This is a genomic window from Pseudomonas rhodesiae, from assembly GCF_013285305.1.
GTDB classification, from domain to species: Bacteria; Pseudomonadota; Gammaproteobacteria; order Pseudomonadales; family Pseudomonadaceae; genus Aquipseudomonas; species Aquipseudomonas rhodesiae.
In genome coordinates, this window is record NZ_CP054205.1 from 5264021 (window position 1) to 5287112 (window position 23092).

Here is a 23092-nt window from a genome sequence, read left to right on the forward strand (position 1 = left end):
ATGAAAAAATTCCCTGTGGCAGATGGAACAATTGAAAAACTGATATGCAACCGCAATACATTGATAATGGAGTTTACAGACTGGCAGGAAAGACGATGGGAGATAACCTTCAACGATCTAGTTGCCTTTCAAGGCTTAGGCGCTGTCGGCACCGAAATATGTGATATGTACGAAGAGGAAAACACATGGCTCTCGCAAGAAGCAACCAGACTAGAACCTGGCGAAACTGGAATAACTTACTGTTTTACATCGAGTAATGGCGGAGAAAAAATTCTTCTCGTAGTTGCTGGCAGCTATAGCGCACAAGAGATATGACATTTTCCTGAAAACTCGTCAGTGATAAAAACTGATTCACCTGAACCCCGTCACAACTAAGAGCTACACAGGACTGTTTTTCTTCTAGCCTAATGCACGCACCAGATAAAGAACCTTTTATCACCCTTATCAACGGCGCAACTAAAACCACAGTGAACTCACTCAGGGCGCAGATGAAAGAAGTGAAATGAAGATACAGGTAACTGATATGGATTTCATGGTGCACTTACGAACACACCCACCACCAGCCTAGACCCTGAGCCAAATCCGAAGCACAATCGGCTCACCAAATGAGCCGAATAACCCCTTTATTCGGCTCACGCACCCCAGGCATTCAACCATGGCTCATCCGCACTGGATCTGGCAACACGCCGACTGGCCGCACTTCCACTGGCAACCCGGTCGCCTCGCGCCGTTGCTGCGCGATTGCGGACAAGCCCAGGGCAAGTTGCTGGGCATGCTCGGCTCCGTCAGCCAGCCAGTCAGCGCACAGAATGAACTGGATGCGCTGCTGCAAAATATCCTGACGTCCTCGGCGATTGAGGGTGAACAGTTGAATGTCGGCTCGGTGCGCTCGTCCCTGGCAAGGCGGATGGGCCTGGAAGCGATGGAAGACGGTCAGGTAAGCCGCCGCAGCGAAGGCCTCGCCGAGTTGATGATGGATGCCACTCAACAATTCACCCAGCCGTTTACCCTCGCCCGCCTATTGAAATGGCATCACTTATTGTTCCCGGTCCCGGAAGCGGGCTATACCGCTCGAGCGCTCAATATTGGATCCTTGAGGGGAGATGAGCCAATGCAAGTCGTGTCGGGCCGGCTTGATCGGCCGACCGTGCATTTCGAGGCCCCGCCACGTCTGGGACTGGAGCAGGCACTGGCGGATTTTCTGGAGTGGTTCGAAACCAGCCGCGATCAGCCGGAACTGGACCCGCTGGTACGCGCCGGCGTCGCGCACTTCTGGTTTGTCACACTGCATCCCTTCGATGACGGCAATGGTCGCCTGACACGCGCTATCACCGATTTGGCACTGGCCCAGGGTGAACACCAGGCCATCCGTTTCTATGCCATGTCAGCCAGCATCCTCGAAGACCGCACCGGCTACTACAACGCACTGGAATCCAGCCAGAAGGCCTCACTGGATATCACTGACTGGCTGGAGTGGTTCCTTAAAACCCTGTTACGCAGCGTGCAGCAGGCAATGGCGCGGATTGACCGAGTGCTGGGAAAGAGTCGGTTCTGGCAGCAACACCGCGACCTCCCTTTGTCTGCTGAACAGATCAAGGTTCTCAATCGACTGCTCGACGGTGGTGAGAAGAGCTTCGAACACGGCATCAGCGCGGCGCAGTACCAAGCGGTGGCAAAGGTCTCCAAGGCGACAGCGACGCGACACCTGGCTGACCTGCTGGAAAAAAACTGCTTGGTTCGTCTGCCCGGAGGCGGCCGCAGCACGCGTTATCAGGTCAATACAGCAGGCAAGTGACACCCCGCTCATTTGCCCAGAATCCCCATGTCTGCTAGTGTCGCGCCGGTTTACCGTCTACCGGAATAGCCGCCATGGCCCGCAAAAAAGTTGCACTCGATTTCGAACAATCCCTCGCTGACCTGCAAGCTCTGGTCGAGCGTCTGGAGAACGGCGAGTTGTCGCTGGAGGACTCGCTGACAGCGTTTGAGCAAGGCATCGGCCTGACCCGCGACTGTCAGAGCGCTTTGGCGCAGGCGGAGCAGAAGGTGCAGGTGTTGCTGGAACGTGACGGGGAGTTGGCCGAAGAACCTTTCGACGCGGAACAGCCGGAATGATCGACGCGTATCAGGCCAGTAGCCAAGCCCGGGTGAATGCGGCGCTGGAACCCTTGTTCGTAGCGCCAAGCCCGGAAATGAATCGCCTCTATGAAGCCATGCGTTACAGCGTGATGAATGGCGGCAAGCGCGTGCGCCCATTGCTGGCGTACGCAGCCTGTGAAGCGCTGGGCGCGCCGGCCGAGCAGGCCAATGGCGCCGCGTGCGCGGTGGAGTTGATTCACGCGTATTCCCTGGTACATGACGATTTGCCGGCCATGGACGACGACGATCTGCGTCGCGGCCAGCCCACCACTCATAAAGCCTTCGATGAAGCCTATGCCATCCTGGCCGGTGATGGCCTGCAAAGCCTGGCGTTCAGCGCATTGCTGGACCCGCGCCTGAGCAGCGTCAACGCCGAAATCCGCCTGCGCATGGTCACCACACTGGCGCAGGCTGCGGGCCCGGCCGGGATGGTCGGCGGGCAGGCCATCGACATGGGCTCGGTCAGCCTCAAGCTGGATCAAAAAGCACTCGAACACATGCATCGCCACAAGACCGGTGCGCTGATAGAGGCCGCCGTGCAGTTGGGCGCGCTGGCCAGCGGTCGTGCGCAGCCTGCGCAATTGGCAGCCTTGCAAACCTACTCCCAGGCCATCGGCCTGGCTTTCCAGGTGCAGGACGACATTCTCGACGTGGAAAGTGACACCGCCACCCTGGGCAAACGCCAGGGCGCCGATATCGCCCGGGACAAGCCGACCTATCCTGCGCTGCTCGGGCTCGACGCTGCCAAGGTCTACGCCCTGGAACTGCGTGACCAGGCCCTGGCGGCCCTGCGACCTTTCGACGCGGCGGCCGAGCCGTTGCGTAATCTGGCGCGGTATATCGTCGAACGCCGCCACTGATAACCACGGCCATTACGGCCGCATATCGGCCAAGTTCGGCGCTCCGCGTGGGCAGTTTGCGATGCTTGAGGTAAACTGCCGCCTCTTTCTATACCTATAACGATTCGCCTGATGCCCACGACGTTTCAAGAGATTCCCCGCAAGCGCCCGTCCACGCCCCTGCTCGACCGTGCTGCCACGCCGGACGGCCTGCGTCGTCTGGGTGAAGCCGAGCTGGAAACCCTGGCCGATGAATTGCGCCTGGAATTGCTCTACACGGTCGGTCAGACCGGTGGGCATTTCGGTGCCGGCCTGGGCGTCATCGAGCTGACCATCGCCCTGCATTACGTGTTCGACACCCCGGACGACCGGCTGGTGTGGGATGTGGGCCATCAGGCGTATCCGCATAAAATCCTCACCGGCCGTCGCGAGCGCATGAGCACGCTGCGCCAGAAGGACGGCGTCGCCGCCTTCCCGCGTCGTTCGGAGAGCGAGTACGACACCTTTGGCGTCGGCCACTCCAGCACGTCCATCAGTGCGGCACTGGGCATGGCGATTGCCGCCCGCCTGCAAAACAGTGATCGCAAAGCGATTGCCGTGATCGGCGATGGTGCACTGACCGCCGGCATGGCGTTCGAAGCGCTGAACCACGCGCCGGAAGTGGACGCCAACATGCTGGTGATCCTCAACGACAACGACATGTCGATCTCGCGCAATGTCGGCGGCTTGTCCAACTACCTGGCCAAGATTCTTTCCAGCCGTACGTATGCCAGCATGCGCGAAGGCAGCAAAAAGGTACTCTCGCGTCTGCCCGGCGCGTGGGAAATTGCCCGGCGCACCGAGGAATACGCCAAGGGCATGCTGGTGCCCGGCACCTTGTTCGAAGAACTGGGCTGGAACTATATCGGCCCCATCGACGGCCACGACCTGCCGACCCTGATCGCCACGCTGCGCAATATGCGTGACCTCAAGGGCCCGCAGTTCCTGCATATCGTCACCAAAAAAGGCAAAGGCTTCGCCCCGGCGGAAGTCGACCCGATCGGTTATCACGCGATCACCAAGCTCGAACCGCTGGACGCTCCCGCCGCCGCGCCGAAAAAGGCCAGCGGGCCGAAGTATTCCGGGGTGTTCGGCGAGTGGCTGTGCGACATGGCCGCCGCCGACTCGCGCCTGGTGGGCATCACTCCGGCGATGAAGGAAGGCTCGGATCTGGTGGCGTTCAGCGAGCGTTTCCCGCTGCGCTACTTCGACGTGGCGATTGCCGAGCAGCACGCGGTGACGTTCGCCGCCGGCATGGCCTGCGAAGGCGCCAAGCCAGTGGTCGCGATCTATTCCACCTTCCTGCAGCGCGGTTACGACCAATTGGTGCATGACGTCGCGGTGCAGAACCTCGACGTGCTGTTCGCCATCGACCGCGCCGGCCTGGTGGGCGAAGACGGCCCGACTCACGCCGGCAGTTTCGATTTGTCCTACCTGCGCTGCATCCCAGGCATGCTGGTGATGACCCCGAGCGACGAAAACGAATTGCGCAAGATGCTCAGCACCGGCCATCTGTACAACGGCCCGGCTGCGGTGCGTTACCCACGCGGCAACGGCCCGAACGCCGTGATCGAAAAAGACCTGGAGCCCATCGAGATCGGTAAGGGCGTCGTGCGTCGCCAGGGCAGCCAGGTGGCGTTCCTGGTATTCGGCGTGCAATTGGCCGAAGCCTTGAAAGTCGCCGAGAAGCTCGACGCCACGGTGGTCGACATGCGCTTCGTCAAACCTCTGGATGAAGCGCTGGTGCGCGAGATCGCTGGCAGTCACGAGTTGCTGGTCACGGTGGAAGAAAACGCCATCATGGGCGGCGCCGGTGCAGCGGTCAGCGAGTACCTGGCGCGGGAGAATATCCTCAAGTCGGTGCTGCACCTGGGCTTGCCGGATGTGTACGTCGAGCATGCCAAGCCGGCGCAGATGCTGGCCGAATGCGGGCTGGATGAGGCCGGGGTTGAAGCCTCTGTGCGCAACCGCATGGCGCTGCTGGGCCTGTAGAAACCGGGACCAAAGGAATGTGGGAGGGGGCAAGAGCCCCCTTCCACATTTGATTTGTGCCCTCCTCAACGCCATGGACAGCCCATGAAACACCTGTACTTTGCCTTGCTGCTCCTGCCCTCCCCGCAATTGCTCGCCGACACCCGCGACGATGCGCTGAAACTCCCCGATATCGTCATCAGCACCAACCGCCAGGTCCAGGCGCGCAATGACAGCAGCGCCGCCAACACGGTGTTCACCCGCGACGATATCGACCGCCTGCAACCGACCAGCCTTACCGACCTGCTCAACCGCGTGCCTGGCGTGCAAGTGGCGCCCACCGGCGGGCGCGGCAGTTTGCCGGGGATCTACCTGCGCGGCACCAAGTCCGCCCAAAGCCTGGTGCTGGTGGACGGCCAGCGCATCGCCAATACCACCTCCGGCGATAGCGGCCTGCAATACCTCAGTGTCGATCAGATCGAGCGCGTGGAAGTGCTGCGCGGCTCGCGCTCGGTGATCTACGGCAGCGATGCAATTGGCGGGGTGATTCAAGTCTTCACCCGACGCAACGCCGAGCAAGGCTTGCAGCCACGTCTGACCTTGGGCTTTGGCAGTCTTCAGACCTGGCAGCGCAGCCTCGGTCTGTCAGGCGGGGATGAACACACGCGGTTCAACCTGGGCGCAAGCCTGGATGAAACCGCCGGCATCAACTCGACCCACGCGTCCTTTCCCACTGACGGCGACCACGATGCTTACCGTAACCAGTCCCTCAGTCTTAACCTCAGCCATTCATTCAGCGAGGCGCTGGAGGCGGGTTTCAACCTGCTCGATAGCCGTGGCAAGTCGGAGTACGACAACAGTTTCGGCCGCTACGACGCCGCCAGCGGCCAGACGCTGGGGCAAAAGCCCTACACCGATTACACCGTCAGCAGTGCCAGCGGTTACCTCGATGCCACGTTCAACCCGCGCTGGCAGTCACGCCTGGAACTGGGCCACAGCGAGAACCGCGACACCAAGCGTGACACCCTCAGCGACGACTTCAGTGTGTTCAACACCTACCGCGACTCGGTCAACTGGCAGAACGACCTGACCCTGGACGAACACAACAGCCTGATCCTCGGCGGTGACTGGTATGAAGACCGCTTCCACGGCTCCACCGCGTTCAGTGAAAACAGGCGCTGGAACCGCGCGGCCTTTGTGCAGCATCGGTTTCACAGTGAGTGGTTTTCCACGGAACTGGGCCTGCGCCGTGACCAGAATCAGCAGTTCGGCGCGCAGAACAGTTGGAGCGGCACGCTGACCTTGCCGATCAACCCCGACAATGATGTATTGCTGAGCTACAGCGAAGGCTTTCGCGCCCCCACCTTCAACGACCTGTATTACCCCGACACGCGGTACAGCAACCCCGACCTGCAACCCGAAACCTCCAAGAGCTACGAACTGCAGTGGCGCAGCCAGCTCAGTGACAGCACACGCCTGGAGGCCTCGCTGTACCGCACGGACTTGAGCGACGCAATCATCCTCGACAGCACGGGCAAGCCGCAGAATGTGGCGTCGGCGCGTATCAACGGCATGGAAGCGGCACTCAAGCAGGACCTGTTCGGCTGGCAGGGCAATCTGGGGTTGTCGATTATCGACCCGCGCGACCGTAGCACAGGCCACACCCTGGCCCGTCGCGCACGTCGCACGTTGAGCCTGGACCTGGACCGGCAATTCGATCAGCTCGGCCTCGGCGCCAGTTGGCAGGCAATCAGCAGCAGCTATGACGATGCCGACAATGCACAACGCCTGGGCGGTTATGCGTTGCTCGGGCTGCGCAGCCGTTGGGCGATCAACCGGGAAGTGGCGCTGTCGCTGAAGGTCGACAACCTACTGGACAAGTCCTACGCGCGGGCGCGTTACAGCTATGACGATCCGATGTTTATCAACAATCAGGATTACCGCGAAGAAGGTCGGGTATGGCTGTTCGGTGTGACCTGGACTCCGGAAATCTGAGGCTCAGTCACAGGTCCGGCGCAATTACCTGGCACAACCGCCCCACCGCCTCCAGCATCTGCCCGCTGGGCCGCTCCAGGCCTTTATCGGGCACCTGCCGTACGCGATCGGCCATGGTTGGCCAGGCTTTCCAGGCGTCCATTTGCGTTTGATCGCTGACCAGAATCAGCTCGGGATTGCGCTGCAACACCGACTCGATACTGACTTGCGGCGCCGGCAGTTTGAGGTCGTCGAACACATTGCGTGCGCCGCAGACCGTCAACGCGTCGCTGATGATCTGCCCACCGCCCACGGTGTACAGCGGCGAGTTCCACACCTGGTAAAACACTCGTAAAGGTTCGGCACGCCGGTAGCGCTGACGCAGCTCGGCCAGGCGCTGGCGCAACGGCTCGGCCAATTGCCGGCCGGCGTCGACACGCCCAAGCCGCTCGGCGATGGCCTGAACCTGGGTGGTGAGTTGTTCGAGATTGTGGGGTTCGGCGACGTACACCGGGATATTCAAACGCTGCAACTGCGCGCGCTGGGCCGGGCCGACGCTGCCGGGCCACAGTAGGATCAGGTCCGGCTTGAGGCTGAGCAGGCGTTCCATGTCCAACTGCCCGTAACGCCCCACGGACGGCACCTGCGCCAATGCCGCCGGGCGCTCGCCACCGTCGAGCAGGCCCACCAGCAGGTCGGCGGCACCCAGTTCCATCACGATTTCCGACAGCGACGGCGCCAGGCTGACCACCCGCTCGGCCGCCAGGGCCTGGGCACTCAGCGCCAACACCAGCAGCGCCAGCCAGCGGCGCATCATCCCAACTGACGCGGGATGCGGTAGAGGTAAAACAGCACCATCGTCGACAGCGCCAATAGAAACAACGGCACCGCCTCCAGGCCGACGAACACCGCCAGCGCACCGATCCACGCGGGCAGCGCGGCCACCAGCAGCGCCGTACGGCGACGGGCCGCCAAGGTGATCCAGGCGCCGGGTTCTTCGGCGGTGTCGAGGGCTTTGGAGGTGGCGATCAACGCGTGTTTATAGCCGTTGAAGTAGCGCAGGCTGAGGAACATCGAGGCCACACCCGCGATAAAGAAAGGCATGGCCAACACCGGCAGCAAGGATTCAGCCTGGCCAAACACCAGGTTGATCACAAACAAGGGCAACAGCGCCAGGGCCAGATACTGCCACCAGTTGACGGACAGCCGACGCTTGACCTGGCCCCGAGTCACGCGCGGTCTACCTCACCTTGATGCTCGTTGCCCATCATGTGGTCGAGCTTGCTGGCCTTGGTCGCCAGGTAGAGCTTGTTGTGCGGGTTTTGCCCCGTGTGCAGCGGCACGCGCTCGGCCACGGTGATGCCCATGTCGGTCAAGGCCTTGACCTTGCGCGGATTGTTGGTCATCAGGCGCAGGGATTTGACCCCCAGGTGCTCAAGCATCGGCAGGCAGATCGCGTAGTCACGCTGATCGGCCGCGAAACCCAGACGTTCGTTGGCTTCCACAGTATCGGCGCCGCCATCCTGCAATTCGTAGGCGCGGATTTTGTTCAGCAGGCCAATGCCACGGCCTTCCTGACGCAAATACAGCAACACGCCACGACCTTCCCGCGCGATGGCCTGCAGCGCGGCTTCGAGCTGCGAGCCGCAGTCACAGCGCTGGCTGAACAACGCATCGCCGGTCAGGCACTCAGAGTGCAGACGGCCGAGCACGGGCTCGCCATCGGCGATGTCGCCCAGGCTGAGCACAACGTGCTCGCGCCCGGTGGCTTCTTCAAGAAAGCCGCTCATGGTGAACGTGGCAAAAGGGGTAGGCAGCTTGGAAGCGGCGACGAAAACGACGGGCACCGTGTGCTCCTGATTTCAGATTTCACAGAGGCGGCATTGTAACAGCAGGTTCTGACAGACGCTTAAGCTGAATTCTCGCTGATAAAGATCAATCGGTTCGATTGGCCTTCAACTCGGTTCTATGCAGGTCAGAACGGATAGGGCTGTTTCCAGTGCTGGAAAATCGGTTTGAGTTCGCCACTTTTCACCAGCGAGTCCATACGCCGATCAAATACGGCGCGCAGGCCGCGTCCGTGCTCGTTGTCGGCAAAGCCCACGTAGAGGGGCAGTTGAGTCAGGTGGGTCAACCGAAAGATCGACGGGTCTTGCGCCTGATTGAGGACTTCCTGTGCTTCGGTAAAGGCATCAATGTAGAAGTCGGCTCGTCCGTGTTGCAGCATCGGCAAAATACCGTCGCGCCGACGTATCTGGTTAAAACGTCGTACACTCGGCAAGTACGCTTCGTATTTGTAGCCATGCACCCAGGCCAGGCGATACTCCCCCAGCGTGGCCAGGCTCGGCGCCTTGGAAGTGGCCAGGCCGAGGGCGTAAATGGGGTCGGAATCGTAGTGCCAGCGGGGATACAGCACATCCTTGACTTCGTCACGGTACGAACCGACCCAGCCATCCACCTCGCCGCGCTGGGCCAGGCCAACCGCTCGGGTGTAGGGCTCGGTGCGGGTTTGAACAGTGAATCCCGCCGGCTCGAAAACCTTGCGCATCACGTCCCAGGCAAGGCCGCTGCCGTCGGCATTGGTGTAGCCGTCCCACGCCTCACTGGCCAGCGTAACCTTGGCAGGTGACACGGGAGTCTCCTGCGCCTGCAACAGCGTCGCGGCGAAGCACAGCAGTGTCAGCAACCAGCGGCGTACACCCATGGGGGCGACCTCCTACAGAGCCTTGCATCAGGGATTACGCTATTGAGGGTAGCCCAGGCCGCCGCTTCAGGGTGCATCGCGAAAATGTTGGTAGCCGCGCACGGCGGGTGTGATGTCCTGGCCATTGGCGTCAAGCAGGGTCACTCCCTGGCCTGCCTCGACCCGGCCGATCACATGAATTGGCCAGCCGTCGCCCAGCAACGGCGCCAGCTGCGCGGGCGGCAGAGTAAAAGCCAGCACATAGTCGTCGCCACCGCTCAGGGCGGCCACCCGCGCCTGCTCGTCACCCACGAATGCCAAAAGAGCTTTGGACAATGGCAGCGCCTGCCGCTCAATGACCAGGCTGACAGCCGAGGCTTTGGCGATATGCCCACAATCGGCCAATAGCCCATCGGAAATATCCATCGCCGCCGTGGCCTTGCCGCGCAGCGCCAATCCCAGTGCCAGTTGCGGTTGCGGCGACCAGTAATGGGCCAATAACGGCTCGGCGACCGCCGCCTCGGCGCTGCGCTGGCCCAGCACCAGCGGCAAGGCGCCGGCGGCGTTGCCCAGTTCGCCGCCCACGCACAGCCAATCACCTGGCTGCGCGCCGCTACGGGTCAGGGCCTGCCCCGCCGGTACACGGCCGAACACGGTCATGGTCAGGCTCAGCGGCCCGCGCGTGGTATCGCCCCCCACCAGGCCCACGCCGCAGCGTTGCGCCATGGCGTTCAACCCCTGGGCATAGCGTTGCAGCCAATCGGCATCGACGCTCGGCGTGGTGAGTGCAAGGGTAAATGCGAGGGGGTGGGCGCCCATGGCGGCCAGATCGCTCACCGCCACGGCCAACGAGCGCTGGCCGAGCAGGAACGGATCGCAGGGGTCGGCAAAATGCACGCCGGCCACCAGGGTATCGGTGGAGATTGCCAGTTGCTCCCCAGGGGGCAGCGCCAGCAAGGCGCAGTCGTCGCCGATCCCCAGGGCAATACCTTCGCCGCCCTGCGCACAAGGCGCGGCGGCGAAGTATGTGCGGATCAGCTCAAACTCACCCATCGAGAACTCAAGCGCGGATCAGCGCTTGTGTTCCTTGACTTCGGCTTCGCGCAGGCGCGGGGCCAGCTTATCGAGCACGCCGTTGACGAACTTGTGGCCGTCGGTCGAACCGTAGACTTTCGCCAGCTCGATGCCTTCGTTGATCACCACGCGGTACGGTACGTCGACGCGCTTGAGCAGTTCCCAGGTGGACAGGCGCATGACGCACAGTTCTACCGGGTCCAGTTCCTCGATGGTCAGGTCCAGGCAAGGTGCCAGGGCCGTGTCGATCTCGGTCAAGCTGGCGTGAACGCCGTGCAGGATGTCGTGGAAATAGCTTTGATCGGCGAAGGTAAAGTCGTTATCGACGCGAAACTGCGCTTCGATTTCGTTCAGCGAAGCACCTGCCAGATGGCGCTGATACAGCGCCTGGGTCGCAAGTTGACGCGCCTTGCGACGCTTCTCGCTCTTGGACGGCTTGCCGGCATCCGCAGGGCGTGGGTCCTGAGGGTTGAACTGATCGCTCTCGTCGGAAATCACTTGGCCTCCAACTGCGACAGCAGGCTGACCATTTCCAGGGCGGACAGGGCAGCTTCGGCACCTTTGTTACCGGCCTTGGTGCCGGAACGCTCGATGGCTTGTTCGATGGAATCCACGGTCAGCACGCCGAACGCAACCGGCACGCCGAACTCCATGGACACCTGGGCCAGGCCCTTGGTGCATTCGCCGGCCACGTATTCGAAGTGCGGCGTGCCGCCCCGAATGACCGCGCCCAGGGCGATGATTGCAGCGTATTCGGCCTGTTGGGCCACTTTTTGCGCAACCAGCGGAATTTCGAAGGCGCCAGGGGCGCGGATGATCGTGATGTCGCTCTCGCTCACACCGTGGCGAACCAGGGCGTCCACGGCACCGCTTACCAGGCTTTCAACCACGAAGCTGTTGAAGCGGCCAACCACCAGGGCATAGCGGCCTTTGGGGGCGATGAAGGTACCTTCGATGGTCTTCAGGGTCATTCGACAAATCTCTTAAAGAGCCGGGACGCGAAAAGTGCGTCCCTCAGTGATGATTTAACCGCGAACAAGGGGCAGAAATCGCCGGCCTTTATTCGGAGGGCACGTATTCTACAACTTCCAGATCGAAACCGGATATCGCATTAAATTTCATCGGTGCGCTCATCAGGCGCATTTTGCGCACACCGAGGTCACGCAGGATCTGCGAACCGGCACCGACAATGCTGTAGGTGGTGGGGGTTTTCACCTGGGTCTGCTCGGCGGTTTCACGGATATGCGCGAGCAAAACGTCGCCATCCACCGGGTTGCCCAACAACAGCACCACGCCGCTGCCAGCCTCGGAAACCGCGGCCATGGCGGCGCGCAGGCTCCAGCGGCCGGGTTGCTTGACCATCAGCAGGTCGCGCAGCGGGTCCATGTTATGCACGCGGACCAGCGTCGGTTCATCGGCGCAAATATTGCCCAGTGTCAGGGCCATGTGCACGTCGCCTTCCACCGAATCACGGTAGGTCACCAGGTTGAATTGGCCCAGTTCGCTGTCCAGTGGCTGCTCGGCAATCCGCTGAACGGTACGTTCGTGGATCATGCGGTAGTGAATCAGGTCGGCGATGGTGCCGATCTTGATGCCGTGTTCGGCGGCAAACGCTTCGAGTTCGGCGCGACGGGCCATGGTGCCGTCATCGTTCATCACTTCGCAGATCACGCCGCTGGGTTCGAAACCGGCCATGCGCGCCAGGTCGCAGGCGGCTTCGGTGTGGCCGGCACGGGCCAGGGTACCGCCGGGCTGGGCCATCAACGGGAAGATATGGCCGGGGCTGACGATGTCTTCAGCCTTGGCGTCCTTGGCGGCGGCGGCCTGCACGGTGCGCGCGCGGTCGGCGGCGGAGATGCCGGTGGTCACGCCGGTGGTGGCTTCAATCGATACGGTGAACTTGGTACCGAAACCCGAGCCGTTACGCGGCGCCATCAATGGCAGCTTGAGCAGTTCGCAGCGCTCGCGGCTCATGGGCATGCAGATCAGGCCACGGGCGTGCTTGGCCATGAAGTTGATGTGCTCGGCCTTGCAGGCTTCGGCGGCCATGATGATGTCGCCTTCGTTCTCGCGGTCTTCGTCATCCATCAGGATGACCATCTTGCCTTGGCGGATGTCTTCAACCAGTTCTTCGATGCTATTGAGCGCCACGTGGCACCCCCTTGGTCAGGATTTCAGGTAGCCATTAGCGGCCAGAAAACTTTCGGTGATGTTCCCGGCAGTCGGCTCTGCGGCCTTATCGCCCAGCAACAGGCGCTCCAGGTAACGGGCAAGCAAGTCCACTTCCAGATTCACCCGGCGACCCGGCTGGTACGAGGCCATGATGGTTTCGCTCAGGGTGTGCGGGATGATGGTCAATTCGAATTCGGCGCCGTTGACGGCGTTCACGGTCAGGCTGGTGCCGTCGACGGTGATCGAGCCTTTGTGGGCGATGTACTTGGCCAAGTCTTTTGGCGCGCGGATGCGGAATTCCACCGCCCGCGCGTTTTCGCTGCGCGACACCACTTCGCCAACGCCGTCGACGTGGCCGCTGACCAGGTGACCGCCCAGGCGGGTGGTCGGAGTCAGGGCTTTTTCCAGGTTGACCGGGCTGCCGGCCTTGAGATCGTTCATCGCCGTGCAGTCCAGGGTTTCGCGGCTGACGTCGGCGGCAAAGCCATTGCCCGGCAGTTCGATGACGGTCAGGCACACGCCGTTGACGGCGATGCTGTCGCCCAGTTTGACGTCGCCCAGGTCGAGCTTGCCGGTTTCAACCAGCAGGCGTACGTCGCCGCCCTTGGGGGTCATGGTGCGAATGCTGCCGATGGATTCGATAATGCCGGTGAACATGGCCTTCTCCTGGAAAACGGGGCCGCGCGGTGCGCAGGCCGGAAATTATACGCTGGCTGATGGCACAGGGATGGCGGTGACTCGCCAGTCGTCGCCTACAGCGCGCATGTCAGTGATCTTGAGTTGGGGAGCGTCGGCCAGTTTCTCAAGCGGCCAGTCCAGCAAAGGGCGGGCGGCGGAGCCGAGGAACTTGCCGGCGACGAATATCACGTATTCGTCCACCAGGCCCTGCTGCGCAAACGCGCCGGCCAGACTTGGCCCTGCCTCCACCAACACTTCGTTGACGCCTCGCGCGGCCAGCGCCACCAGCGCCGAACGCAGGTCGACCTGGCCGTCGACGCCCGGTACTACCAGGCATTCAGGGCCACGGGGAAACTGGTTTTCCGGGGTCACGCAGGTGATGACCAGTGCCGGGCCGGCCTTGAAGAACGGCGCATTGAGCGGCACCCGCAGGCGGCCGTCGATCAACACGCGCAACGGCGGGCGCGACATGGCCAAGGCGGTCGTGGCTTCATCGAGGCCCAGTTCGGCGGCACGCACGGTCAGCCGCGCGCCGTCGGCCAGCACCGTGTCGGCACCGGTCAAGACCACACTGGCCTCGGCACGCAGGCGCTGCACAGCGGCACGGGCGGCGGGGCCGGTGATCCACTGGCTTTCGCCGCTGGCCATCGCGGTGCGACCGTCCAGGCTCATCGCCAACTTGACCCGCACAAAAGGCAGACCGTGTTCCATACGCTTGAGAAAGCCCGGGTTCAGCGCTCGCGCCTGGCTTTCCAGCACGCCGCTGAGCACCTCGATCCCGGCTTGCGCCAGACGCTGCATGCCGCGCCCGGCGACTTCCGGATTGGGGTCCTGCATCCCGGCCACCACCCGTGCCACGCCAGCACTCACCAGCGCATCGGCGCATGGCGGCGTGCGGCCATGGTGGCTGCAAGGTTCGAGGGTCACGTACACCGTGGCGCCGCGCGCTTTATCGCCGGCGGCGCGCAGGGCATTGGGCTCGGCGTGGGGCTCGCCGGTGCGCTCATGCCAGCCTTCGCCGACAATCTGCCCATCGCGCACGATCACACAGCCGACCCGAGGGTTGGGATGGGTGGTGTACACGCCCTTGCGCGCAAGCTCCAGGGCACGGGCCATGTAGTGGGCGTCGAGCACGGCCTGTTCGGCGCAAGGCGGGTTCATTGTTTGGCCGGCTCGCGGGCCAGGCGATCGATCTCTTCGCGGAACTCGTTGAGGTCCTGAAAGCGTCGGTACACCGAGGCGAAACGGATATAGGCAACTTCGTCGAGCTTTTGCAGCTCGCCCATCACCAGTTCGCCCACGACCAGGCTCTTGACCTCGCGCTCGCCGGTGGCACGCAACTTGTGCTTGATATGCGCCAGGGCCGCTTCCAGCCGCTCGACGCTCACCGGGCGTTTTTCCAGGGCGCGCTGCATACCGGCGCGCAGTTTTTCTTCGTCGAAGGGTTGGCGGCTGCCGTCGGACTTGATCAGCCGTGGCAACACCAGTTCGGCGGTTTCGAAGGTGGTGAAACGTTCACCGCAGCCAGAGGCCAGGCATTCGCGCCGGCGACGTACTTGATCGCCCTCGGCGACCAGTCGCGAGTCGATGACCTTGGTGTCGTTGGCACCGCAGAAGGGACAGTGCATGGTGGCAGGCAACAAAAAATGGGAGGGCCATGGTAGCGCATCCCCGTGGCAAGACAAGCCATAGCCTTTACGGTATATAGGCTGACAATTATGTTTCTTCTCTTTTAAGCCACGGATTTTGTCCCTTCTGGAGCCGTACATGCAGTTACGACCTGTTGTTTTACTCGCGTTGTTCAGTGTTCTGGTCGCCTGCAGCAGCGAAGCCCCCAAGCCGAGCGCGCCCCAACCGACGCCCGCGCAGGAGAAAAAAGTCCCAGGGGTCGAAGACCTCGGCCCCCTGCCGGCCTACCAGCGTGAAATCAACGGCAGCCTGACCAACGTGCCCGCCGGCGCCGAGGTCGAGATGGCATTGCTGGTGATCGACGATCGCGCGCGCCCGCAACAATTACTGGCCAGCAGTGTGCTGACCGGCAACGGCAAACCTCTGGCCTTCCGCCTGCGATTCAACCCTGAAGCGTTCCCGGCCGGTGCGCGGGTCGAGTTGCGCGGTCGCGCCAGCCAATCCGGTCAGTTGATCCTGCACCTGCCCGCCGTGCGCATTACCCAGGCGATCACCCAGACCACCGGCCCCCTGCAACTTGTCAAAGCACCATGACGCCACCGCTGCACCTGCAGCGCGCCCTGAGTGCGCTGATCGGCGACGCGCAGCTGGTGCCCTGCGCGCTGCCGGGCACCGACCTGTGGTTATGGCTGCTGGACGCGGACAATATGGACCGCGCCTTCAGCCAGGAAGAAACCCGGCGCATCCTGCATGAACCGCCCTACTGGAGTTTTTGCTGGGCCAGCGGCCTGGCGTTGGCCCGCTATCTGGCGGCGCACCCTGATTGGGTTGCGGGCAAGCGCGTGCTGGACTTCGGCGCAGGCTCCGGGGTGGCTGGCATCGCCGCCATCAAAGCCGGCGCCCTGGAAGTGGTGGCCTGCGATCTCGACCCGCTGGCGCTGGCATCTTGTCGGGCAAATGCCGAACTCAACGGCGTGGAACTGGCTTATTCCGCCGATTTTTTCGCCGAAGCCGACCGCTTCGACCTGATCCTTGTGGCCGACGTGCTCTACGACCGCGCCAACCTGCCACTGCTGGATCACTTCCTCAGCCGTGGACGCGAAGCACTGGTGGCCGATTCGCGCGTGCGGGACTTCCAACACCCCGCCTATCGACGCCTGGACATACTGGATGCCCTGACCCTGCCGGACCTGGCCGAGCCTTGGGAGTTTCGCAAGGTGAGCCTGTACCATTCGAAGCGTTAAACCCGCACGTTACAGATTTTCAGCAATAGATTGGTTAAGACAGCAAAAGCGGGTGCATGGAAAATGCCCTCCTTCGCAAGCGGCCTGGACCATCGATCTGCATGCTTTTCCAAACAGTTTCAATCATTGCTGAGCGCTCAACGCCCTTGCAAAAAATCGGGCGGCTACCTAACCTTTGCAGCAATACACCCGCCATGCCTCTGGTTGCCTTAGCAACCAAGCACAAATTGTGCGGGTTTTTTTTGCCCGGTATTTTTTGAGCATGAGGACATTCAGCAAACCCGCCATTGACGTTCGCGACCAGCTTGAGCTGCTCAAGCACCGCGGGTTGAATGTTCAGGATGAGGTTCACGCAGAGTCTTTTTTGCAATCGGTCAGCTTCTTTAGGCTCAGCCCCTATATGCGACCGTTTCAGCAACCGGAGGATATCGATCATCGCTTTCGTGATGGCAGCCAGTTTCGTCAGTTAACGCGTCTCTACGACTTTGATCGACGGCTTCGCTTACTGACCATGGATGCCATCGATAGAGTCGAAATCGCATCTCGTGCAGTCATCAGCAACCATATGGGGCCCGCCCATGGCAGTCATTGATATATAGACCCACGAATGTTCCATCAGATGTTCGATCATCAGCGGCTGCTTACGACGCTGTCCTTCAAACAATCCACAGCCATGCGTGATTTTCAGCGCGAATGCGAGCGCATCGATAGATCCCGTGCGGACGACAGGAGAAAAGGCCTACTTAAACGCCAAAGAGCTAAAGAAAGCTACGCCCGCCACCTACGCCCACCCACCTCTTATGCCTGGCTGGGCGATGTTGGAGGAACTGACACTGGGCGATTTATCCCATTTATATAAAGGCTTGGCGAAAGACGCGGACAAAAAGGCGATTGCCAGGCGTTTGGGAATTGCGGCTCCCCTGATGCAGTCTTGGCTGCACACCCTGACCACCATTCGAAACATATGCGCCCATCATTCACGGCTGTGGAACCGAGAATTAGGCATTCGTCCCGAACTGCCAAAGAAAGCCAACTTTTTATGGCCCAAACATCTCTTTCAGCCCGGGCCGCACACCCGCATTTTTGCAGCGCTCTGCATTTTGAATCATCTGACACATCGAGTGAGCCCCGACAGCCACTGGGATCAACGCTTGCATCAACTGATTTGCGAATTTCCCGACGTTAGCCTTAAAGCGATGGGCTTCCCTCTCAATTGGTATCAGGACCCTTTTTGGCATGCGCTTGAAAACTGAGCAGCCTGCTGCTTCCGGTAGCTTTCGCCAGCCCTTATAGTTGCCCCCATTCCCGCTTTCTTCGAGACGCCCCATGAGTGAGCCCACCCCGTATATCTTCGACGCCACCACTGCCACCTTCGACCAGGCGGTAATCGAAAACTCATTCCACAAACCTGTACTCGTGGATTTCTGGGCAGAGTGGTGCGCGCCGTGCAAGGCGTTGATGCCGATGCTGGCGCAGATTGCCGAGAGTTATCAGGGCGAGTTGCTGTTGGCCAAGGTCGATTGCGATGCCGAGCAGGATATCGTCGCGCGCTTTGGTATCCGCAGCCTGCCGACGGTGGTGCTGTTCAAGGACGGTCAACCGGTGGACGGGTTTGCCGGGGCGCAGCCGGAATCGGCGGTGCGTGCGATGCTGGAGCCCCATGTGCAGATGCCACCGCCGGCCGCGGCGGACCCGTTGGAGCAGGCCCAGGCGTTGTTTGCCGAAGGGCGTATCAGCGATGCCGAAGCCGTACTGGTAGCGCTGCTGGGCGAGGACAACACCAACGCCGGTGCGCTGATCCTCTACGCGCGCTGCCTGGCCGAACGGGGTGAGTTGGGCGAAGCCCAGACCGTACTGGATGCGGTAAAAAGCGACGATCACAAAGCCGCCCTCGCCGGCGCCAAAGCGCAGATCACCTTTTTGCGCCAGGCCGCCGACCTGCCGGACGCCGCCGAGCTGAAAAGCCGTCTGGCCCAGAACCCGCAGGATGATGAAGCGGCGTATCAACTGACGATCCAGCAATTGGCCCGCCAGCAATACGAGGCGGCGCTGGAAGGTCTACTCAAATTGTTCATCCGCAACCGCAGCTACAACGAAGGCTTGCCGCACAAGACCTTGCTGCAAGTGTTCGAACTGCTGGGCAACGATCACCCGCTGGTGACGGCGTACCGCCGCAAGCTGTTTGCCGCGCTGTACTAATCGCCGACCCAACGGTACAGCGGCGTATCCCCGCCGCTGGCCACTTTGACCTTGGCGCTGTGGCGCAGGCGCACCAGCAGACGCTTGCCCGCCGCCGCGTCGCCGGCCAGCCCTTCCAACTGATCGAGCAGTTCCAGTCCGCTGAGTTGGCCCGCATTGCGCAATAGGTCCTGGGCGCTCTGCCATAGGTCATCGTTGGGCTTCGCCGCGGCTGCTGGCGCAGCGCCGGCTGGGGCCCCTGGCGCGGTCTGAAATTGCGCCCCCAGGCGGGCCCAATCGCCGTCGTCCATCTCTACCGTCAAGTCCACCGGCAGGTCGCCGACGGTTCCACGAATTCGCAACATCGTCCCTACTCCCGCAGTTTTTCCGACCGGCATGCTCCCATGTGGCTTGCACAACGCCAAGCGGGCGGTCAAACTCTTGCCACTATTGTTATAAGATCACATAACAAAACTTTCATCTCTGGGAGCTTTTCCATGCGCCGTCTGTTGCTTGCCTTGCCGTTTGCCCTGCTGCCACTGGCCGTTGCTCAGGCTCATGAGGACCATGACCACGAACACGGTAGCCTCGGCGCCCATGAACACGGCGTTGCTCGCCTCAACGCGGTGCTCGACGGCCAGGCCCTGGAACTTGAGCTGGACAGCCCGGCGATGAACCTGGTGGGGTTCGAGCACATGGCCAGCAGCGCCGCCGATAAAGCCAAAGTCGCCGCCGCGCGCAAGCAACTGGAAAACCCTGTTGCCCTCTTCAACCTGCCCACGGCCGCCGGTTGCAAGGTCAGCTCCCAGGAACTCAACAGCCCGCTGTTCGGTGACAAGCCCGAAGCCGATCACGACGACGATGATGACGCCACCGACGGCAAAGGCGCAGCCGCCCATGAACATCATCACGACCACAGCGAGATCCACGCTCACTATCAATTCACCTGCGCCACACCGAGCGCCCTGAGCAATCTGGACCTGACCCAAGTGTTCAAGACCTTTCCCGCCACCCAGAAAATTCAGGTACAACTGATCGGCCCGAGCGGCCAGCAAGGCGTTGATGCGACGGCCACCGCAGCCACTTTGAAGTTCTGAGTGCCCATGACCCACCCATTGATCGAACTGTCCGACCTGGGCTTTAGCTGGCCCGGTCATCCTCAGTTGCTGGATATCCCCGCCTTTCGTCTGGAGCGCGGGGAAACCCTGTTTCTCAAAGGCCCCAGCGGCAGCGGTAAAACCACGTTGCTGGGCTTACTGGGCGGCGTGCAGAAGCCCGGCCGAGGCAGCATCCGCCTGCTCGGCCAGGAACTCACCGCGTTGTCGGCGGGTGCCCGGGATCGTTTCCGTGTTGATCACACTGGCTATATCTTCCAGCAGTTCAACCTGTTGCCGTTCCTGTCGGTGCGCGAGAACGTCGAGCTGCCTTGCCACTTTTCCAAGCTGCGCGCGCAACGCGCGGTCCAGCGTCACGGCAGCGTCGACCAGGCAGCCGCTACTCTGCTCGCGCACTTGGGGTTGAAAGACAAGGATCTGCTGGAGCGCCGCGCCGACTCGCTGTCCATCGGCCAGCAACAACGGGTGGCGGCCGCCCGTGCGCTGATCGGCCAACCGGAACTGGTGATCGCCGACGAACCCACCTCGGCCCTGGACTACGACGCCCGCGAAGCCTTTATCCAGCTGCTGTTCGCCGAGTGCCGCGACGCCGGTGCCAGCCTGTTGTTCGTCAGCCATGACCAGAGCCTGGCGCCGCTGTTCGACCGTCATTTGTCGCTGGCCGAACTCAATCGCGCCGCCACGCCCGCAGAGGTTTGAGATGTATCTGTTCCGTCTAGCCATGGCCAGCCTGGCGAACCGCCGCTTCACCGCGATCCTCACCGCGTTCGCCATCGCCTTGTCGGTGTGCCTGCTGTTGGCCGTGGAGCGGGTGCGCGTCGAGGCCCGCAATAGTTTCGCCAGCACCATCAGCGGCACCGACCTGATCGTCGGCGCGCGCTCGGGCTCGGTGAACCTGCTGCTGTACTCGGTGTTCCGCATTGGCAACGCCACCAACAACATCCGCTGGGACAGCTTCGAGCATTTCGCCGCCAGCCCTCAGGTGAAATGGGCGATTCCGATTTCCCTCGGTGACTCCCACCGCGGCTACCGCGTGATGGGCACCAACGCCTCTTACTTCGAGCACTACCAATACGGCCGCAAGCAGAACCTCGAACTGGCCAGCGGCCGCGCCTTTGCCAGCGAGCCGTTTGAAGTGGTGCTCGGCGCCGAAGTGGCCGATGCGCTGCACTATAAACTCGGCGACAAACTGGTGCTGGCCCACGGCGTAGCGGTGGTCAGCCTGGTGAAGCACGATGACAAGCCGTTCACCGTGGTCGGTATTCTCAAACGCACCGGCACGCCGGTGGACCGCACGCTGCATATCAGCCTCGGCGGCATGGAAGCGATCCACATCGACTGGCACAACGGCGTCCCCGCCCAAGGCAAAGGCCGGATCAGCGCGGACCAGGCGCGCAACATGGACCTTACGCCGCAGGCCATCACCGCTTTTATGCTGGGCCTGAACAACAAGATCTCCACCTTCGCCCTGCAACGGGAGATCAACGAGTTTCGCGGCGAGCCGATGCTGGCGATCCTGCCGGGCGTGGCGTTGCAAGAGCTGTGGAGCATGATGGGCACGGCCGAAAAAGCGCTGTTTGTAATCTCGCTGTTCGTGGTGCTGACCGGCCTGATCGGCATGCTCACGGCGATCCTCACCAGCCTCAACGAGCGCCGCCGCGAGATGGCGATTTTGCGCTCGGTGGGTGCGCGACCGTGGCATATCGCGACGCTGCTGATCTTCGAAGCCTTCGCCCTGGCGCTGTCAGGGGTAATCGCGGGCGTTGGTTTGCTCTATGTGTGCATCGCCGCCTCGCGCGGTTACTTGCAGGCCAACTACGGCCTGGACCTGCCGATGTCATGGCCGAGCGAATATGAATGGACCCTGCTCGCCGGTATCCTAGCCGCCGCGCTGTTGATGGGCAGCGTGCCCGCGTGGCGCGCCTATCGACAATCCCTGGCCGACGGCCTGTCCATTCGTTTATGAGGAAGGTTTCGATGCGCCGTGCCCTGTTTGCCCTGTTGCTCGTGCTGGCCGTACCGACCTGGGCCGATGAGCCGCCCAGGGATCTGACCTGGCAGGAAATGATTCCGCCGGACGCACCGCCGGAAGTGCCCAATATGAAGCCGCTGCACGACCTGTCGAAAATGGCCGATGCCTTGTCCGTGGAAGCGGCGCCAGCGGCCAAGCAGGATTTGCCCAACGCGCCGGTGGTCAAGAGCCTCGACGGCCAGCATATTCGTCTGCCGGGTTATATCGTGCCGTTGGAAGTCAGCGAAGAGGGCCGCACCACCGAGTTTCTGCTGGTGCCGTACTTCGGCGCGTGCATCCATGTGCCGCCGCCGCCGTCGAACCAGATCGTGCATGTCAAAAGCGAAATCGGTGTGAAGCTCGATGAGCTGTACCAGCCGTACTGGATCGAGGGCGCGATGCAGGTCAAGCCGTCCACCAGCGAACTGGCCGACGCCGGTTACCAGATGGACGCCGAGAAAATTTATATGTACGAACTGCCCGAATAGCGCTTATCGCCCTTTCATTGAGCTGAGTCAAAAGACCGAACGGAACGATCTTTACCATTGGACCTACAACTTTTTTAACGTCCTTTGGAGCTCCCATGAACAAGTCTCTGCTCGGCGCGTCCCTCTTCGCGCTCGCCCTCGTCGCCCCTGCCGCCCACGCTCACGAAGCCGGTGACATTCTGGTTCGCGCCGGTGCAATCACCGTGAACCCGAAAGCCGACAGCGGCAGCGTCAAAGTTGACCAGGGCCCTGTGGCCGGCGCCAACCTCGGCGGCAAGGCGACCATGAGCAGCGACACTCAACTGGGCTTGAACTTCGCCTACATGGTCACCGACCACGTCGGTATCGAACTGCTGGCCGCCACCCCGTTCGAGCACGATGTGAAGCTCAAGAACACCGCCCTCGGCGCCGCCAACGGTAAGCTCGGTACCCTCAAGCACCTGCCGCCGACCCTGAGCGTCGTGTACTACCCGCTGGATAAAAAATCCGCGTTCCAACCGTACGTCGGTGCCGGTATCAACTACACCTGGATCTACGATGAACACGTCGGCAGCCGTGCCGAGAGCGCTGGCTTCAGCAACTTCAAGGCGGAAAACTCCTGGGGTTGGGCCGCACAGATCGGTGCGGACTACATGATCAACGACAAGTGGATGATCAACGCCCAGGCGCGCTACATCGACATCAGCACCAAAGCCACCGTCGAGAACGACGCCGTGGCCCCCGGCACTCGCGCCAAGGTCAATGTGGACGTGGACCCAATGGTCTACATGGTGGGTATCGGCTACAAGTTCTAAGCCTGCTTTAACCAGCACTGCATAACCCATGTGTGAGGGGGCTTGCCCCCGATAGCAAAGTGTCAGT

29 protein-coding genes are annotated in these 23092 nt (G+C 61.8%); 16 read left to right on the top strand and 13 right to left on the bottom strand.

The window, feature by feature from the left end; genetic code table 11:
- The 6 genes from HRH33_RS23805 to HRH33_RS23830 all read left to right on the top strand — a co-directional run bounded on the left by HRH33_RS23805 (position 1) and on the right by HRH33_RS23830 (position 6980).
- The gene (locus tag HRH33_RS23805) at positions 1-315 is read left to right on the top strand and encodes a hypothetical protein (RefSeq protein WP_034100954.1); all 315 of its coding nucleotides are present in this window, start codon (positions 1-3) and stop codon (positions 313-315) included.
- Positions 316-655: 340 nt separating this feature from the next.
- Entirely contained in the window at positions 656-1795 is a 1140-nt protein-coding gene (locus HRH33_RS23810; protein ID WP_167418212.1) for a Fic family protein, read from the top strand.
- 74 nt (positions 1796-1869) lie between these two features.
- A complete protein-coding gene (locus HRH33_RS23815; protein ID WP_003194556.1) occupies positions 1870-2112 on the top strand; it encodes an exodeoxyribonuclease VII small subunit in 243 nt (80 codons plus the stop codon).
- Positions 2109-2996, top strand: coding sequence for a (2E,6E)-farnesyl diphosphate synthase (gene ispA, locus HRH33_RS23820; RefSeq protein ID WP_167418213.1), 888 nt, complete (start codon positions 2109-2111; stop codon positions 2994-2996). Before HRH33_RS23815 ends, ispA begins: the two co-directional genes overlap by 4 nt.
- A gap of 111 nt (positions 2997-3107) precedes the next feature.
- Entirely contained in the window at positions 3108-5006 is a 1899-nt protein-coding gene (dxs, locus tag HRH33_RS23825) for a 1-deoxy-D-xylulose-5-phosphate synthase (RefSeq protein WP_034115241.1), read from the top strand.
- Positions 5007-5090: 84 nt separating this feature from the next.
- On the top strand, positions 5091-6980 hold the full coding sequence (locus HRH33_RS23830) for a TonB-dependent receptor domain-containing protein (RefSeq protein ID WP_167418214.1): 1890 nt from the start codon (positions 5091-5093) through the stop codon (positions 6978-6980).
- Positions 6981-6987: 7 nt separating this feature from the next.
- On the opposite strand, the gene HRH33_RS23835 is transcribed toward HRH33_RS23830, so the two are convergent.
- From HRH33_RS23835 to nrdR, 11 genes are all read right to left on the bottom strand, one after another.
- A complete protein-coding gene (locus HRH33_RS23835) occupies positions 6988-7776 on the bottom strand; it encodes a cobalamin-binding protein (RefSeq protein WP_167418215.1) in 789 nt (262 codons plus the stop codon).
- A complete protein-coding gene (locus HRH33_RS23840; RefSeq protein ID WP_034100960.1) occupies positions 7773-8192 on the bottom strand; it encodes a hypothetical protein in 420 nt (139 codons plus the stop codon). The genes HRH33_RS23835 and HRH33_RS23840 overlap by 4 nt, the downstream gene beginning before the upstream one ends.
- A complete protein-coding gene (gene ribA, locus HRH33_RS23845) occupies positions 8189-8806 on the bottom strand; it encodes a GTP cyclohydrolase II (protein WP_034100961.1) in 618 nt (205 codons plus the stop codon). Before ribA ends, HRH33_RS23840 begins: the two co-directional genes overlap by 4 nt.
- 128 nt (positions 8807-8934) lie before the next feature.
- Entirely contained in the window at positions 8935-9663 is a 729-nt protein-coding gene (locus tag HRH33_RS23850) for a substrate-binding periplasmic protein (RefSeq protein WP_167418216.1), read from the bottom strand.
- Positions 9664-9729: 66 nt separating this feature from the next.
- Positions 9730-10695 carry a thiamine-phosphate kinase gene (thiL, locus tag HRH33_RS23855; RefSeq protein ID WP_034100963.1) on the bottom strand — a complete coding sequence of 322 codons (966 nt, stop codon included), beginning with the start codon at positions 10693-10695 and terminating at the stop codon, positions 9730-9732.
- 18 nt (positions 10696-10713) lie between these two features.
- Positions 10714-11214 carry a transcription antitermination factor NusB gene (gene nusB, locus HRH33_RS23860; protein ID WP_034100964.1) on the bottom strand — a complete coding sequence of 167 codons (501 nt, stop codon included), beginning with the start codon at positions 11212-11214 and terminating at the stop codon, positions 10714-10716.
- Positions 11211-11687 (bottom strand): 6,7-dimethyl-8-ribityllumazine synthase, encoded by a 477-nt coding sequence (gene ribH, locus HRH33_RS23865; protein ID WP_034100965.1) that lies wholly within the window; start codon positions 11685-11687, stop codon positions 11211-11213. The genes nusB and ribH overlap by 4 nt, the downstream gene beginning before the upstream one ends.
- A gap of 88 nt (positions 11688-11775) precedes the next feature.
- The gene (gene ribBA, locus HRH33_RS23870; RefSeq protein WP_034100966.1) at positions 11776-12867 is read right to left on the bottom strand and encodes a bifunctional 3,4-dihydroxy-2-butanone-4-phosphate synthase/GTP cyclohydrolase II; all 1092 of its coding nucleotides are present in this window, start codon (positions 12865-12867) and stop codon (positions 11776-11778) included.
- Between the two features lie 15 nt (positions 12868-12882).
- Positions 12883-13545 (bottom strand): riboflavin synthase, encoded by a 663-nt coding sequence (locus tag HRH33_RS23875; protein ID WP_167418217.1) that lies wholly within the window; start codon positions 13543-13545, stop codon positions 12883-12885.
- A 45-nt stretch (positions 13546-13590) separates the two neighbouring features.
- Positions 13591-14727, bottom strand: a complete 1137-nt coding sequence (gene ribD, locus HRH33_RS23880; protein WP_167418218.1) for a bifunctional diaminohydroxyphosphoribosylaminopyrimidine deaminase/5-amino-6-(5-phosphoribosylamino)uracil reductase RibD — start codon at positions 14725-14727, stop codon at positions 13591-13593.
- On the bottom strand, positions 14724-15194 hold the full coding sequence (nrdR, locus tag HRH33_RS23885; RefSeq protein ID WP_034100969.1) for a transcriptional regulator NrdR: 471 nt from the start codon (positions 15192-15194) through the stop codon (positions 14724-14726). Before nrdR ends, ribD begins: the two co-directional genes overlap by 4 nt.
- A 139-nt stretch (positions 15195-15333) precedes the next feature.
- Here nrdR and HRH33_RS23890 point away from each other — a divergent pair, with 139 nt between their 5' ends.
- Both HRH33_RS23890 and HRH33_RS23895 read left to right on the top strand, forming a co-directional pair.
- Positions 15334-15789 (top strand): YbaY family lipoprotein, encoded by a 456-nt coding sequence (locus tag HRH33_RS23890; RefSeq protein ID WP_034139462.1) that lies wholly within the window; start codon positions 15334-15336, stop codon positions 15787-15789.
- Positions 15786-16439, top strand: a complete 654-nt coding sequence (locus HRH33_RS23895; protein ID WP_167418219.1) for a class I SAM-dependent methyltransferase — start codon at positions 15786-15788, stop codon at positions 16437-16439. Before HRH33_RS23890 ends, HRH33_RS23895 begins: the two co-directional genes overlap by 4 nt.
- 34 nt (positions 16440-16473) lie before the next feature.
- Here the strand turns inward: HRH33_RS23895 and HRH33_RS26470 are convergent, their stop codons facing one another.
- Positions 16474-16875, bottom strand: coding sequence for a hypothetical protein (locus tag HRH33_RS26470; RefSeq protein ID WP_243269845.1), 402 nt, complete (start codon positions 16873-16875; stop codon positions 16474-16476).
- Here HRH33_RS26470 and HRH33_RS26475 point away from each other — a divergent pair.
- The 3 genes from HRH33_RS26475 (at position 16840) to trxA (ending at position 18638) form a co-directional block, all read left to right on the top strand.
- Positions 16840-17031, top strand: a complete 192-nt coding sequence (locus HRH33_RS26475; protein WP_243269844.1) for an Abi family protein — start codon at positions 16840-16842, stop codon at positions 17029-17031. The genes HRH33_RS26470 and HRH33_RS26475 overlap by 36 nt on opposite strands.
- Positions 17032-17116: 85 nt before the next feature.
- A complete protein-coding gene (locus HRH33_RS26480) occupies positions 17117-17692 on the top strand; it encodes an Abi family protein (RefSeq protein WP_243269843.1) in 576 nt (191 codons plus the stop codon).
- Between the two features lie 73 nt (positions 17693-17765).
- Complete coding sequence (gene trxA, locus HRH33_RS23905) at positions 17766-18638, top strand: thioredoxin (protein ID WP_034115246.1); 873 nt, start codon at positions 17766-17768, stop codon at positions 18636-18638.
- Here trxA and HRH33_RS23910 read toward each other — a convergent pair.
- Complete coding sequence (locus HRH33_RS23910) at positions 18635-18982, bottom strand: hypothetical protein (protein ID WP_167418220.1); 348 nt, start codon at positions 18980-18982, stop codon at positions 18635-18637. The genes trxA and HRH33_RS23910 overlap by 4 nt on opposite strands.
- Positions 18983-19114: 132 nt before the next feature.
- Between HRH33_RS23910 and HRH33_RS23915 the strand changes: the two genes are divergently transcribed.
- The 5 genes from HRH33_RS23915 to HRH33_RS23935 all read left to right on the top strand — a co-directional run bounded on the left by HRH33_RS23915 (position 19115) and on the right by HRH33_RS23935 (position 23025).
- The gene (locus tag HRH33_RS23915) at positions 19115-19714 is read left to right on the top strand and encodes a DUF2796 domain-containing protein (protein WP_034115247.1); all 600 of its coding nucleotides are present in this window, start codon (positions 19115-19117) and stop codon (positions 19712-19714) included.
- 6 nt (positions 19715-19720) lie between these two features.
- Positions 19721-20431: an ABC transporter ATP-binding protein gene (locus HRH33_RS23920; protein ID WP_034100975.1), complete on the top strand. Its 711-nt coding sequence runs from the start codon at positions 19721-19723 to the stop codon at positions 20429-20431.
- Position 20432: 1 nt separating this feature from the next.
- Entirely contained in the window at positions 20433-21698 is a 1266-nt protein-coding gene (locus HRH33_RS23925) for an ABC transporter permease (RefSeq protein WP_167418221.1), read from the top strand.
- 11 nt (positions 21699-21709) lie between these two features.
- Positions 21710-22231, top strand: coding sequence for a DUF3299 domain-containing protein (locus HRH33_RS23930; protein WP_034139468.1), 522 nt, complete (start codon positions 21710-21712; stop codon positions 22229-22231).
- Between the two features lie 95 nt (positions 22232-22326).
- Positions 22327-23025, top strand: a complete 699-nt coding sequence (locus tag HRH33_RS23935; protein WP_094066842.1) for an OmpW/AlkL family protein — start codon at positions 22327-22329, stop codon at positions 23023-23025.
- Positions 23026-23092: the final 67 nt, after the last annotated feature.